Raw genomic sequence first — 15,308 nt, 5'->3', positions numbered from 1 at the left:
AGTACTACGTGGCTTTCTCGCATACCAAGCCGGGGGCATTCTCGTTCTTGGCGCCCTCTACTTCATTGCGATTCAATCAGGAAATCCGCATCCCTTTCGCGCATCATTCAGATTGTGGGCGGCGTATGCAGTTTTCTTTGCTGCCATATCTGCATTTGAGCTAGTAAAGCGACGACGGTATCGCAATCGGCGATGATCGGCCTCTGAAGTCGGGCTGCGCTCAACAATCGAATGAGAATCGAAAAGCGCTGAACCTAAAATCGGTCATCCAGACGTCCTCGAACTTCGACCATCGACTTGCAAGGACACGGATCGTGGAGTTCACGAAGGGTTTCGAGTACGAAAGCGTACAGGTGATAGTGGAGCGGGTAATCGAACGCAGAGACCTGCTTGACTATGTACGCACAAGCCTTTTCGCTAGGGAAAAAGTCAAAGCGGGCCAGGGTAAGCTAGTAGAGTCCCATATCCATCTGACGGCGAGTCACCGGTTACTTGGAGCCGACACGACCTCCATGCACTTACTCTGCGCATACGAAAAAGCCGGCTGAAAGCCGGCTTCTTCATAACACCTGAAAAGTCAGGTCTACTATTTGGTGGGCGGTACAGGGATCGAACCTGTGACCCTTGCCGTGTGAAGGATGGCATAGGCCCTTGCGGCACAAGGCGATCACCGAAAAGCCCTTGATTTACCGTGTCATTGCGTCCCGATGAATTTGGCCGCACACTGCTTTTTGCAGGAGATTTGCAGGAGCAAGGTGATGCCGAAGGTTACGAGAGAGGCGCTGACACGGAAAACCGTAGACGCAGCGAAGGCCACAGGCAGGGCCTATCGCCTGCGCGACGCGACGGTTCCCGGCTTGGTGCTGCGCGTGTCTGCCGCTGGCGCCAAGTCGTGGGCGATGGTGTGGGGCCGTGGCCAGGAGAAGGCGTTCGCCAACTACCCCGCTACGACGCTGGAAGGTGCCCGCGAGGCCGCCCGTCGCCTCTCCGCCGAGATCGACAAGCACGGCGCCCCGCTGGCCGTGGTGACGCCCAAGAGCGAACTCACCGTGGCCGATGCCTGCCGCGACTACGTGACCGCCCTGGAGAAGGACGGACGCAAGACCGCGTCGGATGACGCAAAGCGCCGGTTTGAGCGCTGCCTCTATGGCGACAAGCTGGGCAAGGTGCGCCTCAAGGATCTCCACCAGGATCACATCGAAGCCTGGCGCGACCGCGTGGAGAAAGGCGACCTTCCGCCGCTGCCAGTGAAGCGCGGCCGGCCACCGGTGGCGAAGCCCCTGGCACGTTCCAGCATCAACCGCATCCGTACGACGCTGGTGGCCGCCCTGAACCACGCCGTGGCCCGCCGCAAGGTATCCCCTGATCTCGCGTTCGAGTGGAACGCGGTGAAGCCGCTCAAGGACGCCGGGCAGCGCCGGGGGCTGTACCTGGAGCGTGAGCAGCGGCGCGCGCTGTTGGAAGCCGCTGAGGGGCCAGTGCGCGACCTGATCGAATGTGTGGCACTCACGGGCTGCAGGCCGGGCGATCCGTCGCTATGCCTGCGCTCGGACTATGACGGCCGCACGGCCAGCGTGAGGTTCCGCAGCAAGGACCACGACCGCAAGATACCCCTCTCGCCCGCTGCCACTGCGCTGTTCGACCGCCTGGCCAAGGGGAAGCTACCCAAGGCGCACCTGTTCACCCAGGACGGGAAGAAGGTGTGGACGCCCAGCGACTGGAGCGAGCTTGTTCGGGATGCCGCAGCGCGCGCTGGGCTACCCGCTGGCGTGACGCTCTACACGCTGCGCCACTGCTGGATCACCGACGCCATCGTGGGCGGCATGGACCTACTGACCGTGGCGAAGCTGGCCGGCACGTCGCTGGCGATGATCGAGAAGCACTATGGCCACCTGGTGCAGGGTGCAGCGCGCGACAAGCTGGCACAGGTGCAGTTCCTGTAGCGAAACTCAATTTTGAGGTTTGCCATGAAATCAGGGATTTGCAGTCACTCCAAAGCCCGGCCACCCTCTACGGTCTTGCGCAAGAAGGGACATGCCGCGCGGCGATTCCCCATTGCTGATGACGTACTCAGCCATTTGCAGGATTGTGGGCCAGTGCTTCTCGACCATCTCAAACAGCTCCTCATGGGTGATCTCGCAGTCTTTGCCCTGCTCCAGCGCCTGCATCTCCACGCTGTATTCAACCAGCTCTGCCGCGATGCGATCCTGATAGGTCATCAGCTCCGGGGCATGTAGCAACATGGTGAGAGCGCCCTTGGCCGGCGTGAAGTCCCACACGTCATCGAGCAACGATGACAGCGATGCGTAGTAGCTGTTGTTGTTGAGCTGGTACTTGGAGAGGCCGGCATTGAGCGCCCACTCGACCGCCTGACTCAGGGAGCGGTGCTGAGCTCGGGCAAGCAACTCCAGACCCAACTTCAGCTTGGGCGGGAGCCGGATACTGAATTGCTCGAGCTTCTCCTCGGGCGCCTTGCGGGGGCGGCCCGGCCGCTTCTTCACGGATGCATTCTTGGTTGCCATGACGCCGAGTTTCGCAGGTTGAAAAACCTGTTGCAACGGGCAGTTGTGCGTGATAGCGTCTCCACAGGTTTCGCAGTGTGCGAAACCTGCACAACCTGGAGACGAAATGAAGCCCCAAGCCGAACGCCTCAGTTACACCACTGAAGAGGCATGCGCCGTAACCGGCCTCAACCGAAACGCCCTCTATCGAGCGATGGCCGCTGGCCAGCTCAGCACCTTCAAAGTCGGGAAGCGTCGCATGGTCTCAGCCCGCGCGCTGCGCGAGTACATCGAAGCCCGCGAGAAAGAAGCCGCCGCCTAAGGGGCAAGCCATGACCGGATGCCCAGAAAGAGAAACGGCCCAGCTGGTTCGCACCCAGCTGAGCCGCAGAAGCCTTCGAACCCTTGCAAGGAACGAGACCATGACGCACATCGTACACCAACCATCCCTGCCCGCAATCGGGCAAACCCCTGACGCGCATTCAGACTTTTCCGACACTGCGCGCTGGGCCACCGTCGCCGTGACTAACCGCGAGCACGCGCCCACGTATGTCCCCGGCGACGTGCTGGTGATCGACCTGGAAGTGACGGACTTCCGCTACGACGCGATGTATGCCGTGGAAATCAACGGTAAGCAGCATCTCCGCTACGTCCAGAGCCGGGGCAGCGATGGCATGTACGTCTACGTGCTGTCGGGCATCTACAAGGGAACATTGATCCCGCGCGCTGCACTGCGGGTACTGGGCCTTGTCACCTACGCCAACACGCTGCGGAGGGTCGGGTGAACGCCGTCATCATTCCTTTCCCTGCACACCGCATCGTGCGGACTCCGCCGCTTTCCGCACTGTCTGAGGCTCGCCTACAGGCACTCGCCGAGCGCCTGGCAGCTGCCATCGATCGCGCCCCACCCCGCCGGCAGGAGCGCGCGCCATGAGCCGCCGTCCTGTGGTTGAACCCATCGCATGTGACTGCTGCGGCAAGCCGCTGCTGCCGGTGTTCGGCACGTTCCATCGTGTGGAGCGGGAGTTCGGCTGGGCCTCCCTGCCCTACGTGCTGTGCGGTGACTGCGCCCTGCAGCACAGGGGCAACCCGTCTGAGGCCCGTGTGCGCGAATGGATCATGACGCGCGCGGCGCGCGCTGGAGCCGAGTGGAGCCGCTCTGTCGGCCAGCTGCTGGGGGAGGCCATCCGATGAACGGTGATCTTTTCGAAGTCTTGGAGAAGAGCAACTCCGCAGCAGCCAAGCGCGCGCTGCAGGACCTGGACTCCGCTAAGACTGTGGACGTGATCTATCGCTCCCAGGTTGGCGCCTGCCTGCCCTTTACCCCCCTTCCCTTGCACTACTACGGAAAGAAGGTGGCCATCGTGATCGTAGGGGAGGCAGATGAGTGAGCGAGAAGCCCGCAAGCTGGCCAAACGACGCACCCGGGCCACGGGACGCAGCAGCAGCCCCTATGTCCCGGTCTCGCCACACGTTCGCATCTATTCCTGGGAGCTGGAGTGCCAGGCATACCGAACCCTCGATCCGGTTGCACGTGCACTGCTGATCGAACTGCGCGCGCTGTATCGGCCATCCACTGGCGCTGAGGTGTTCCTCAGCGTTCGGGAAGCCATGCAGCGGGTGGGAGTCACTCAGCGGCCCGTGCAGAACGCCTTCAAGGCGCTGCTGGAACGTGGCTGGATAGAGGAAGCCAAGGCCGGCAGTTTCGATCAGAAGACAGGCACCGGGCGCGCTCGATCCTTCCTCCTGACCAACATCGGACCAGCCGGCGATGACGTGGATGCGAAGCGGACCTACATGCGCTGGAAGCCATACGCCAGCGAATGCCAAAAAAACGCGGTAGCGCCAGACGCTACAAACCGTAGCGCTGAGCGCTACAGCGACAAGGCCGCGTAACGATCAATTAACCAAAGCGTAGCGCTGGACGCTACGGATAGAGCGATTTATGGGCAAAAACCGTAGCGCCAGACACTACACAGATAACTACTACCAGGCGGTGTGTTGTTTGGCGCACACCGCGCCCCTGCTGCACGCGGTGCAGGTACTGCACGGGATGCACCACGTGCACGTCGTGCACCACCTGCGCCCGCTGCACCCCATGCACCAGGTTCACCACCAGCCATACGGTGATCGACATGGACCGTAGGGGGAGACAGAAAGTTGAAGCGCCTGCCAGCCCGACACGCGCGCCCCCTTTTCTTCGCGCTTCCGCAGAATTTGAATTTCGGTGCGAGGTCTGTGGCGGACCGCTCCGCGACCAGGCGACCGGCCGACCACGGCGCTACTGCACCGATGCGTGCAGACAGAAGGCACATCGAATTCGGCGCGCGCTGAAGCCCGCGTAACGAAACAGGCATTGCCAAGCAACAACAGCGATAAACTGAGCGCGTCCAAGACAGACTGCCCCACGGGCAAACCTGACACTGGGCCGACACTGCGGCAGAGGCAACGCCAAAGCGCGCTCTGAGACCACTTCACCATGGTCCGGGCGCGCTTGTGCGTTTCTGGACCCCACATAGGGACCACCCAATGCCTCACCACAACGATTTCCAGCAGATGCGCGACCGCCACGCCAACCGCAAAGCCGCATTCTCGGCACGCGCGGAGCTCGGCAAACTCGGCGTCACCATCGAAGAACCGACCACCGACAAGCCGCTGGACCAGTTGCCGCGCGCTGAAGCACTGGCCTATCGCAACAGCTTGCGCCGTGCGTCCAATGCGCTGACGACCCACGCCAGGGAGAAGGACGAAAACCTCACCGACGGCGTAATGGATGCGTTGGAGTACATCAACAACGCGATCAGCTTGATCAGCGCGGGCATGGATCATCAGGAACAGATGGACCTGACCGCAGCCAACGCGCTGGGCACCATGAGCGAGGGCGAGCGCCTGCGCGACACCGAAGGCCGCCAGATCGGCACGCTGCTCACCGCATCGGACCTGCAGAACCAGGCAACCATCGCCCGGCGCCTGAATGCGATGCGCCCGGACGGCGGCGGCTTCAGCAATGGCGATGACCAGGTGAGCCTGTCGGACTTCATCCGGGGCGTTGCCAACATGCGCACCAGCGAAGGCGTGCGCGCTGCGCTCAGCGAGGGCACGAACACCGCAGGCGGCTACACCGTGCCGACCGTGCTGATGCCGGGCATCCTTAACGCCCTGGTGCCCGCCTCGTCCGTTCTCAGCGCAGGCGCCAACGTGGCCGTGCTGGATACCTCGGCCAGCTCCTTCAGCATCGCGGCAGTGGACACCATCCCCACCCCAGCCTGGCGCCAGGAACACGGCCAGGTGGCTGAGAGCGAGCCGGCGTTCCGCGCGGTCAAGGTGACCCCGCAAAGTCTGGCTTTCCGCTTCAAGATTTCCCGCGAGCTGCTGGCCGATTCGCTGGGCGGCCTGGACGCTGCACTGCGCACGGCCATTGCCCAAGCGTTCGCCAAGGAGATCGACCGCGCATCCCTGATGGGCAGCGGCACCGAGCCGGAGATTCGCGGCCTGCGCAACATCCCGGGTATCAACAAGCTGCCGATGGGCACCAACGGGGGGCCGATCACCGACTGGCGCCAGTTCATCCGCGCCCGTCGCCTCATCACCGAGGCCAACGCCCCGGTGCCGGACGTGGCGATCCTGTCGCCGCGCGAGGACGAAACCATGAGCCTGCTTGTGGACACCACCGGCCAGCCACTGCGACGGCCGGAGGCCCTGAGCAACTGGAAGTTCCTCACCACCAGCCAGATCCCGACCAACGAGGATGTGGGCACCGCCACCAACGCGGCAGCCATCTACGTGGGCGGCTTCCAGATGTTCACCATCTACATGCGCGAGTCCGTGTCGATCCAGCTGCTGAAGGAGCTGTATGCCGAGACTGGCGAGGTTGGTTTCATCTGCCACACCCGTCTGGACGTGGCATCGGCCTACCCCAAGGCGTTCACCGTCATCGAAGGCGTGACGGACACCGAGTAAAGGGCGGGGCCAGCCGGCGGTGCCCCTGACAACACCGGCAGCCTGGGCGGCGCCAGCGCGATGCGCGTCCTCAGCGTCGTGACCAGGCAACGGGAGGGGGGAGGTCGAAACTTGGAAGACCTTCCCCCTCGACACGCGCGCCCCCTTTTCTTCGCGCTTCCACAGAATTCAAATTTCAGGCCGGGATACCCATGAGCCTCTATACCCTCACCGTCGACCTGCTGATGAAGACGGGTTCGTTTGAAACGGGCATGACCAAGGCCGAGCGGCTGGCCAGCCAGAAAGCCACGCAGATCCACGCCTCCATGACTCGCGTCGCTACCGTGGCGGGCGCGGCGCTGGGCACCGCTGCCGCTGCTGTTGGCACGGCCGTGTTCACCTGGACCAAGCAGGTTGGGCAGCTGGCAGTGGAGTACGACCGCCTGGGCAAGCTCTCTGGCACCACGTCGCAGGACTTCCAGCGCATGGCCGCAGGCGCCCGCACGGTAGGTATCAGCCAAGAGAAGCTGGCGGATATCTTCAAGGACGTGCAGGAGAAAATCGGCGACTACGCCCAAACGGGCGGCGGCGAGATGAAAGACTTCTTCGACAACATCGCCAAGGGCAGCGGCCTCACCGTCGAGAGCTTCCGCAAGCTGTCTGGCCCCGACGCCCTGGGCCTGTATTTCAAGAGCCTGGAGAAGGCGAACCTCTCGCAATCGGAGCTGACCAGCTACATGGAGGCCATCGCCAGTGATTCGGCGATGCTGATCCCGCTGCTGCGCAACAACAGCGCCGAGTTCAACCGCATGGGCAACGCGGCGGAGGCCGCAGGCAGCATCATCGACGTGCGGCTGACCCAGGCAATGCTGGGCATGCGTGATGTGACGAACCGGGCAGAGCTGTCTCTGCAAGGCATGAAGGTGCAGGTGGTGGCGGGCATCCTGCCTGCCCTGCAGGACTTCACCGACCAGCTCGACGCGGTGGCAGTCAACGGCAACTTCGCCAAGGAAGCGGCCGACGCTCTCTCCGGTGCCATCCGGGGCGTCACCGACGCGGTGCGGGACGGCGGCGCCGTCGTGGACTTCTTCGACCGTATCCGGGGCGGCCTGGTGGGCGTGGAGAAGCAAGGCCATGCAGCGTTCAAGCTGGCGACCGGTCAATACGCGTTCGGCGGTGGCGGCTGGGAGGGCTTCAAGAACGAGTACGCACAAGGCACTGCCTATGCCGACAACGGCTGGAAGGCGATGCAGCCCAAGACCGCCAAGCGGCCGAGCGTCACTGTGTTGGAGGGGTCGGAGCGCATGCCCGAATGGGCGTTGCTGCCGGCCATGCCGGATGCCTACGAGCCGCGCAAGCCAAAGAACAAGGGAAGCGTAGCGAAGACCGGGAACGCGGCGTACGACCGCCAGGCCGAGCTGCTGCGCCGCTACACCGCCGAGGCAGACATGGCCGCCGCAACGATGGCCGGCCCGCTGGCCGAGGCCGAGCAAAAGCACAAGCAGCGCCTGGCCGAACTGAACAAGGAACTGGCCGCTGGCAACATCACGCGCGCTGCCTTCAACGCGCTGGAGAAGGAATCAGCGGCGCAGCTGGCCACGACCACCGCCGAGCTGGCCAAGCGCAAGCGGGCGCCGCAGGCGTTGCTGGACACCATGAGCGGCGAACTGGACATGATGCGCCTCATCGGGCCAGCGCGGGAGCGCGCACGCCGTGAAATGCAGAACCAGCGGGACATGCAGGAGGCCATCAACGAGGCGAACGCGGCCGGCGCGGGCATCACCGCCGACCTCAGCGCCTCACTCATGGCGCAGGCGCGCGCTGCGGCACAGGCCAGCATCGACGCGGACAAGTACGCCGCCAGCCTCCAGCAGTGGGCCGACGTGGGCACTTACCTGGTCAGCGACACGGCCGACGCTATGGCGAACTTCGTCGCGGGCGGCCTGCGCGATTGGTCGGGCATGTGGGACGACATGAAGGACATTGCCAAGCAGGGGTTGCGCGACATTGCACGCCAGCTGCTGGAGCGGAAGCTGGTGATCCCGATTCAGACCCGCATCATGGACGGCATCAATGGGCTCGGCAGCGGCAACGGGTTGAGCCTCAACAGCATCTTGGGGATCTTCGCCGGCAACGGCACTGCCGCAGGCGGCCAGAACGCCGGCAACATCGCCAGCCTGCTATCGAAGGGCCAGAGCGCTATCGGGTTCACCCCTGGCGCCGCAGCCGCGGCGGGTGGCTTCGGCCCGAACACCATGATGGGCTTCGGCAACAACGTAGCTGCACTGACGGGCGGTGGCACGGCCGCTGCCGGTGGGGCCGGTGCCGCAGGAGCGGCTACCGGTGCGCTCGGCGCTGTGGCCGCGTTTGCTCCCTATGCGGCCCTGATCGCGATGGGTATGCAGATGGCCGGCAGCGCCTACAAGGAAGGCTTCGGGCTGGAGAACCAGGACAAGTTCGACCTACTGAAACGCGGCCACTTCGCATCCGGTGGACTGCTGACGCCGGTCATGCTCGACAGCATGTCGCTGGACGTGATCGGGCGCGCGCTGGGCATGAACCGAAAGACGGCGGCGATCTTCTCCGGCAGCTCGCTGATGGGCAAGGCGTTCGGGCGCAGTGCGCCCAAGATCACCGGTCAGGGCATCACGGGCGATTACGGCTTCGGTGGACTGGACGGCCAGAGCTACGCGGACGTGAAGCAAAAGGGCGGCTGGTTCCGCTCTGACAAGAAGTGGACCCAGTATGGCGCGCTGGATCCGGGCATCGATCGCACGTTCGACATGGCGGCTCGGCAGATCCGGGGCGCAACCACTGACCTGGCCAAGCAGCTGGGCGTGGACCTGAGCACGCAGCTGGCCGGGGTCAAGGTAAGCCTGGGCAAACTGTCGTTGTCGGCGGATTCGGCCGAGGCCCAGCAGCAGCTGGAGTCCTACCTCGCCGGCATGCAGGATCGGCTCTACACGGAGGCCGTGCGGGCGGCGGGCTTCGGTGGGCAGTTGGATGGCTACTTCGGCTCGGCGGACGTGTTCGCGGCGCTGGGAGCATCCATCGAACTGGCGGTGGGCAACGCCGACGAGCTGGGCCGGGCACTCAACGGCCTGGAGATCGAAAAGGTGAACAAGGCGGTGGACTATTTCCAGGACTTGGCCGGCGTTGCCGGTACGGACCTGGCCACGCAGATCAGCAAGGTGTCGGGCCTGCTGGGCAACTACTCCACCCTGATGGCCGACGTGTCGACGCAGCTGCTCACTGGCGACCTGACCGCCTACCAGCAGCAGGCCCTGAGCATCGAGCGCACCTACCGCCAACAGATGAAGTCTGCCAACGACTACGCCAAGGCGCTGGGACTGTCCGGCGCGCGCGCTGAGGACCTGGCCAAGATCGAGGCACTGCGCGCCACCAACATGGGCAAGCTGCAAGCGCAGATCGACAAGGACAAGAAAGCCATTAGCTATGGCCTATCTGTGAGCGACCTGTCGCCGTTGACCGATCAGGAGAAGTTGCAGAAGACCATGCAGGAGCTGGAGCGGGCGGTAGCGGGCGGCGACAGCAGCGCGGCGCAGGCGGCCGCACAGGCGGCGCTGGGCTTCGGTCGGAACCTCTACGCCAGCGGCCAGGACTACAACAGCCTCTACGGGCAGGTGACGGGCCTGATCGACGGCATGAAGGTGGGTGACCTGGACAAGGGCGGCGTCGGCATGGGCGAGCTGGCCGACACCATCGAGGCGCTGCCGGACAATTTCGCACGCGCGGTGTTTGACCTGGTGGTGGACAACAAGGCGCAGGCCGCGACCACGGCGGCGGTGCAGCAGAGCAATGCTCTGCTCGCTCAGGTGGTGGATCGGTTGGAGCGTCTGGAGGCCGTCACGACGCAGGGTGTACGTGCATCTGGCAGCAGTGCACTGAGGGCGTCGCTCAATCGGTAAATCACCGGGAAGTCGGCGAATTGCGCTTTGCAGGAGCGTTGCAGGAGAACAAAAAACCGGCTTTCGCCGGTTTTCTTGTAACACACTGATTTTAAATGGTGGGCGGTACAGGGATCGAACCTGTGACCCTTGCCGTGTGAAGGCAATGCTCTACCGCTGAGCTAACCGCCCGGTGTGTTGCTGAGCCGCTCATTATAGGGGCTTTTCAGAGGCCGTCAACAGTTTTTCACAGTCGTGTTCACGGCGTTTCGGGGCACGCAGCCGGGCATGGCCCGGCGCTACCGGAATCACATCGTATGGGTCGGCTTGTCCGAGCCGGTCAGCCCGGCCAGCAGGGTCTCGATCTTGTGCCGCACGCCCTCGCCTTCGGCACCGTCGGCCAGCTGCACGCCGATGCCGGCGGTGCGGTTGCCCTGTGCGCCGGCCGGGGTCACCCAGATGACCTTGCCGGCCACCGGCAGGCGCTCGCTGGAATCGGGCAGGGTCAGCAGCAGGAACACCTCGTCGCCCAGGAAATAGCGCTTGGGCGTGGGCACGAAGATGCCGCCATTCTTCACGAACGGCATGTACGCGCTGTACAGCGCGGCTTTGTCCTTCACAGCCAGGGACAGGATGCCCTGGCGGGCGTTGCTGGCACTCATCGATTTCCCCTTGCGGCAGGCCGCTCGTTCACCTTGTTCCAGGCCAGCAGCAACTCGACCACCGCAAGGTCTGCACGCACCGTGGTGCGCAGCAGGTCGCGGGTGCGGTTGGCCGCATCGAACCAGGCTGCAAGCTTGTGCAATCGCTCCGGCGTGGTCAAGGCGTCGGTACTGGCCTGGGCCAGCGCCAGATCGGCAGCGAAGCGCAGGCGCAGCGCCGCGTTGTCATCACCACACCACTTCTGCGCCAGCTCCACCGCGCCGGTCTTGCCGGCGGCCAGCTGTTCCAGATCTCGACCGACTTCGCGGCGCAGGCTCAGGCCGTCTTCGCGCAGCCAGTTGTCGGCCTGGCCGGGATGGCCGCGGGCGGCCTCCAGCGCTTCGCGCGCCGATGCTTCACTGTGGCCCAGCTGCTGCAGCCAGGCCAGTGCTTCGTGCTGCGGCGGCAGCTTGAATTCCAGGCGCTGGCAACGGCTGCGGATGGTCTGCGGCAGGCGTGCCGGATCGCTGCTGATCAGCCACAGGTAGCGGCCGGGCTGCGGCTCCTCCAGCGTCTTCAGCAGCGCGTTGGCGGCCGAACGGTTGATCGCATCGGCCGGATCGACGATCACCACCTGCGCCACGCCGTACTGCGGGGTCAGCGCCAGCTTGTCGGTGATCTCGCGCACCTGCTCGATGACGATCTCGGTACGCAGCTTGTCGCCGCTCTTGTTCGGAATGAAGCTGACCAGCTGCAGGTCCGGATGGGTGCCTGCGGCGATCAGCTGGCGCGTGCGCGTGGCGTGCGTTGCATCACCCTGCGCCAGCACGTGGTCGGCCAGCGCCAGCGCCACCTCGCGCTTGCCCAGCCCGGCCGGGCCGCAGATCAGCAGGCCATGACCGAGGCGACCGGCGTCGAGCGCGGCCACGGTCTGGTCGAACGCGCGCTGCTGCCACGGCGAAAACGTGCTCATGCGCCCTCCCCGTCCTGCAGCCAACGCTCGACATGTGCGACCACATCGGCGGCCACGCGTTCCTGCACCTGGCCGGCGTCGATCAGCGCGAAGCGCTGCGGGTCCTGCTGTGCGCGGCTGCGGAACACGGCGCGCACGCGCTGGAAGAAATCGTCCTGCTCGCTCTCGATGCGGTCCGGCCACAGGTCACGGCCGTTGGCGCGCGCGCGGCCGACGGCCACGTCCACGTCCAGCAGTAGGGTCAGCCCTGGCAGCAGGCCGACCGCGCGGCGCTCCAGGTCGGCAATCCACTGCGGGTCAAGCCCGCGGCCACCGCCCTGGTAGGCGTAGCTGGAATCGGTGAAGCGGTCGCTCAGCACGTAGGCACCGCGCTGCAGCGCCGGCCGGATCACCTGGCGCACATGCTGCGCGCGCGCGGCGAATACCAGCAGCAGCTCGGCTTCGGCGCTGAGCGGTTCGGCGGCGATCTCGGCATCGGGCTTCAGCACCAGGCCGCGGATGCGCTCGGCCAGCGGCGTACCGCCCGGCTCGCGGGTCAGCACCACCTCGTGGCCGTGGCGGCGCAGGCAGTCACGGATGGCATTGATGGCGGTGGTCTTGCCTGCGCCCTCGCCGCCTTCCAGGCTGACGAAACGCGGGTGGCGAAGCAGCGCGGGACTCATTGCGCCGGGGTCTCCTGGGTACGTTGCTGGCGCAGCTGCTGCAGGTAGCGGGCTACGGCGGCGTTGTGCTGGTCCAGGCTGGGCGAGAACACGTGCGCGCCGCTGCCGTCGCCCACGGCGACGAAGTACAGCGCATCACCGGCGGCCGGCTGCGCCGCGGCCATCAGCGCGTCGCGACTGGGCATGGCGATCGGGGTCGGGGTCAGGCCCGCACGGGTATAGGTGTTGTACGGCGTATCGGTGGTCAGGTCGCGGCGGCGGATGTTGCCGTCATACGCGGCACCGATGCCGTAGATCACGGTCGGGTCGGTCTGCAGGCGCATGCCGATCTTCAGGCGGCGCATGAACACGCCGGCGATCTGCGGGCGTTCGCTGGCCAGCGCGGTTTCCTTCTCGATGATCGACGCCAGCGTCAGCAGTTCGTAGGGCGTGTTGATCGGCAGGTCCGGCGCGCGGCTTTCCCAGGCTTCGTCCAGCGCCTTTTCCATTGCGGCGTGGGCGCGCTTGAGCACGTCCAGATCACTGTCGCCGCGCTGGTAAACGTAGGTCTCCGGCAGGAAGCGGCCTTCCGGGTGCTGGCCACCGAAGCCAAGGCGCTGCATCAACGCGGCGTCATCCAGGTTGTCGGTGGTGTGCAGCAGCGGCTCGGCGCGCTTGAGTGCGGCACGCAGCTGGCGGATGTTCCAGCCCTCGACAATGGTGACGCGGTGCTGCAGTACCTTGCCGGCGCGCATGCGCAGCAGCAGCTCGCGCGGGGTCAGCTCGCCACTGAGCGCGTACTCGCCCACCTTCAGTTTGCCGGCCGCATCGAGCTGGCGCGCCAACAGCTGCCACTGGGTGTCCTGGCCCTCGTCCACGCCGGCGTCGCGCAGCTTGCGCAGCACGCTGTTCATGCCATCGCCGCTGGCGATGACCACGCTCTCGGCGGTCGGGGTGATCGGGGCGTCGGCGAACCGGGTCTGCTGGTAGAAGAACCACGCGCCCGCGCCGGCCACGACGGCGGCCAGCACCACCACCAGCGTTACCACGAACAGACACCCGCGCTTGGCTCCCGCCATGGACTACCTCTGAACTCGATTCCGTCGTGCAGGATACCGTGCCGGTGGATTGGGGTCATGACCGGGGTGGCGCCTGCGTGCCGGCCAACGGTCGATCAGTAGATCCACGCCATGCGTGGATGAACGCCCGGCGGCATGACTGCGGGGGTCAGAGCCCTCGCGCGGTGCGCAAGGGATCCGACCCCGACCGGATCAGCCCTGCTGGCCCAGCGCGCGCAGCAGGCCGCGGGCCTTGGCGCGGGTCTCGTCCAGTTCCTTGTCCGGGTCCGAATCGACCACGATGCCGGCGCCGGTGCGGAAGCTGACCTGGTGGCCATCCACTTCGGCGGTGCGGATCAGGATGTTCAGGTCCAGGTCGCCATCGCGGTTCAGCCAGCCGAACGCGCCGGTGTAGGCACCACGCGGCACCTGCTCCAGCTCGCTGATGATCTGCATGCAGCGCACCTTGGGGCAGCCGGTGATGGTGCCGCCCGGGAACGTGGCGGCGATCACCTCGCCGGGCGTGACCTCCGGGCGCAGGTGGCCGCTGACGTTGCTGACGATGTGGTGCACATGCGCGTAGCTCTCCACCGTCATCAGCTCATCGACCACCACGGTGCCGGGCAGGCAGATGCGGCCCAGGTCGTTGCGCTCCAGGTCGATCAGCATCACGTGCTCGGCACGCTCCTTGGGGTGGCCGACCAGCTCCTGGATGCGTGCGGCATCATCGTCCCCCTCGAAGCGCGGACGCGTACCGGCAATCGGACGGGTCTGCGCGTGGCCGGCATGCACCGACACCAGCCGCTCCGGCGAGGAACTGACCACATGGCGGCCGTGGGCGCTGAACAGGCCGGCGAACGGTGCCGGATTGGCACGGCGCAGCTGCGCGTACAGCGCCTGCGGGCTGACCGGCGCGGCAAACTGCGCGCTCCAGCGCCGCGACAGGTTCACCTGGAACACGTCGCCGGCACGCAGGTACTCGATCACCCGGCGCACGCCGTCGGTGAAGCGCTGCGGCGCATCCTCGCCCACCGCCTGCGGCGGCTGCCAGCCCTGCCCGGCCTCGGGCAGCGCGGCCGAGGCCAGTGCCACCAGCGCATCCAGCAACGCCTGCTCGCCGGCCTCGGCGATGACGAAGCTGGCGCCGTTGTGATGGTCATGCAGCACCGCGGCCGGGCAGCGCAGCGCCAGCGCGGTCGGGCGGCCGTCCTCGCGCGCACGCGCCGGCAGCACCGGTTCGATCTGGCTGGCCACTTCGTAATCGAGCATCAACGCCCAGCCGCCGCGGAACGGCAGGCTGTGGCTGCCGTCATGCGGCAGGCGTTCGCGCTGCCAGGCACGGTCCAGCACCTGCAGGAAGCTGCCGGCGTGCACCGCGTCGTGCTGGTCGCGCACCTGGCCATCCGCATCCAGTCGCAGGCCATCGCCCTGCGCGGCCAGCAGCAGGCTCCAGCGGCCCTGCGCGGTGCCCGAGGCAGTGGATTCCATCAGCAGCGGAAAGCGCGCCGGGTCATGCTGCTGCAGGGCCAGCAGATCGATCGGGTGCGGCAGCGGGTGGATCAGCGGTGCGTGGGTCATGGCAGCCAGTTCTGGGGTTCAGATGCACGGAAGCCGCCTTGCGGCGGCTCCGTAGAACGCGGCGTCGA

The 15,308-nt window shown here is 65.7% G+C and carries 15 protein-coding genes and 1 tRNA gene; 8 read left to right on the top strand and 8 right to left on the bottom strand.

Features of this window, described 5'->3' with window-relative positions:
* Positions 1-758 precede the first annotated feature (758 nt).
* Positions 759-1,943, top strand: a complete 1,185-nt coding sequence (locus ACT6SE_RS03860) for an integrase family protein (protein ID WP_161802005.1) — start codon at positions 759-761, stop codon at positions 1,941-1,943.
* Positions 1,944-1,973: 30 nt separating this feature from the next.
* Here ACT6SE_RS03860 and ACT6SE_RS03855 read toward each other — a convergent pair whose 3' ends face one another.
* A complete protein-coding gene (locus tag ACT6SE_RS03855; RefSeq protein WP_049433220.1) occupies positions 1,974-2,522 on the bottom strand; it encodes a hypothetical protein in 549 nt (182 codons plus the stop codon).
* A 106-nt stretch (positions 2,523-2,628) separates the two neighbouring features.
* Here ACT6SE_RS03855 and ACT6SE_RS03850 point away from each other — a divergent pair, with 106 nt between their 5' ends.
* The 5 genes from ACT6SE_RS03850 (at position 2,629) to ACT6SE_RS03830 (ending at position 4,397) form a co-directional block, all read left to right on the top strand.
* Entirely contained in the window at positions 2,629-2,823 is a 195-nt protein-coding gene (locus tag ACT6SE_RS03850) for a helix-turn-helix domain-containing protein (protein ID WP_049433219.1), read from the top strand.
* 100 nt (positions 2,824-2,923) lie between these two features.
* Entirely contained in the window at positions 2,924-3,286 is a 363-nt protein-coding gene (locus ACT6SE_RS03845) for a hypothetical protein (protein ID WP_049433218.1), read from the top strand.
* A 145-nt stretch (positions 3,287-3,431) separates the two neighbouring features.
* Positions 3,432-3,695: a hypothetical protein gene (locus ACT6SE_RS03840; protein ID WP_088375255.1), complete on the top strand. Its 264-nt coding sequence runs from the start codon at positions 3,432-3,434 to the stop codon at positions 3,693-3,695.
* Positions 3,692-3,892 (top strand): hypothetical protein, encoded by a 201-nt coding sequence (locus ACT6SE_RS03835; protein ID WP_049403317.1) that lies wholly within the window; start codon positions 3,692-3,694, stop codon positions 3,890-3,892. The genes ACT6SE_RS03840 and ACT6SE_RS03835 overlap by 4 nt, the downstream gene beginning before the upstream one ends.
* Positions 3,885-4,397, top strand: coding sequence for a hypothetical protein (locus ACT6SE_RS03830; RefSeq protein WP_049403318.1), 513 nt, complete (start codon positions 3,885-3,887; stop codon positions 4,395-4,397). The genes ACT6SE_RS03835 and ACT6SE_RS03830 overlap by 8 nt, the downstream gene beginning before the upstream one ends.
* Before the next feature lie 31 nt (positions 4,398-4,428).
* On the opposite strand, the gene ACT6SE_RS03825 is transcribed toward ACT6SE_RS03830, so the two are convergent.
* Positions 4,429-4,638 carry a hypothetical protein gene (locus tag ACT6SE_RS03825; protein ID WP_088375254.1) on the bottom strand — a complete coding sequence of 70 codons (210 nt, stop codon included), beginning with the start codon at positions 4,636-4,638 and terminating at the stop codon, positions 4,429-4,431.
* 392 nt (positions 4,639-5,030) lie between these two features.
* Here ACT6SE_RS03825 and ACT6SE_RS03820 point away from each other — a divergent pair, with 392 nt between their 5' ends.
* Positions 5,031-6,461 carry a phage major capsid protein gene (locus ACT6SE_RS03820; RefSeq protein WP_180834229.1) on the top strand — a complete coding sequence of 477 codons (1,431 nt, stop codon included), beginning with the start codon at positions 5,031-5,033 and terminating at the stop codon, positions 6,459-6,461.
* A 191-nt stretch (positions 6,462-6,652) separates the two neighbouring features.
* Positions 6,653-10,369 (top strand): phage tail protein, encoded by a 3,717-nt coding sequence (locus tag ACT6SE_RS03815; protein WP_180834228.1) that lies wholly within the window; start codon positions 6,653-6,655, stop codon positions 10,367-10,369.
* A 96-nt stretch (positions 10,370-10,465) separates the two neighbouring features.
* Here the strand turns inward: ACT6SE_RS03815 and ACT6SE_RS03810 are convergent.
* The 6 genes from ACT6SE_RS03810 to ACT6SE_RS03785 form a co-directional block, all read right to left on the bottom strand.
* Positions 10,466-10,540: transfer RNA gene (locus ACT6SE_RS03810), tRNA-Val, on the bottom strand.
* A 116-nt stretch (positions 10,541-10,656) separates the two neighbouring features.
* Positions 10,657-11,010: a PilZ domain-containing protein gene (locus ACT6SE_RS03805; protein ID WP_005412452.1), complete on the bottom strand. Its 354-nt coding sequence runs from the start codon at positions 11,008-11,010 to the stop codon at positions 10,657-10,659.
* Entirely contained in the window at positions 11,007-11,963 is a 957-nt protein-coding gene (locus ACT6SE_RS03800; protein WP_046429215.1) for a DNA polymerase III subunit delta', read from the bottom strand. The genes ACT6SE_RS03805 and ACT6SE_RS03800 overlap by 4 nt, the downstream gene beginning before the upstream one ends.
* Positions 11,960-12,625, bottom strand: coding sequence for a dTMP kinase (gene tmk / locus ACT6SE_RS03795; protein WP_046429213.1), 666 nt, complete (start codon positions 12,623-12,625; stop codon positions 11,960-11,962). Before tmk ends, ACT6SE_RS03800 begins: the two co-directional genes overlap by 4 nt.
* Positions 12,622-13,683 carry an endolytic transglycosylase MltG gene (mltG, locus tag ACT6SE_RS03790; protein WP_046429210.1) on the bottom strand — a complete coding sequence of 354 codons (1,062 nt, stop codon included), beginning with the start codon at positions 13,681-13,683 and terminating at the stop codon, positions 12,622-12,624. Before mltG ends, tmk begins: the two co-directional genes overlap by 4 nt.
* 192 nt (positions 13,684-13,875) lie before the next feature.
* Positions 13,876-15,240 (bottom strand): aminodeoxychorismate synthase component I, encoded by a 1,365-nt coding sequence (locus ACT6SE_RS03785; protein WP_046429208.1) that lies wholly within the window; start codon positions 15,238-15,240, stop codon positions 13,876-13,878.
* Positions 15,241-15,308 lie beyond the last annotated feature (68 nt).

The sequence above is a fragment of the Stenotrophomonas sp. LC732 genome, assembly GCF_052446685.1.
Lineage (GTDB): Bacteria > Pseudomonadota > Gammaproteobacteria > Xanthomonadales > Xanthomonadaceae > Stenotrophomonas > Stenotrophomonas muris.
This window is presented reverse-complemented; position numbering and strand designations above follow the sequence as displayed.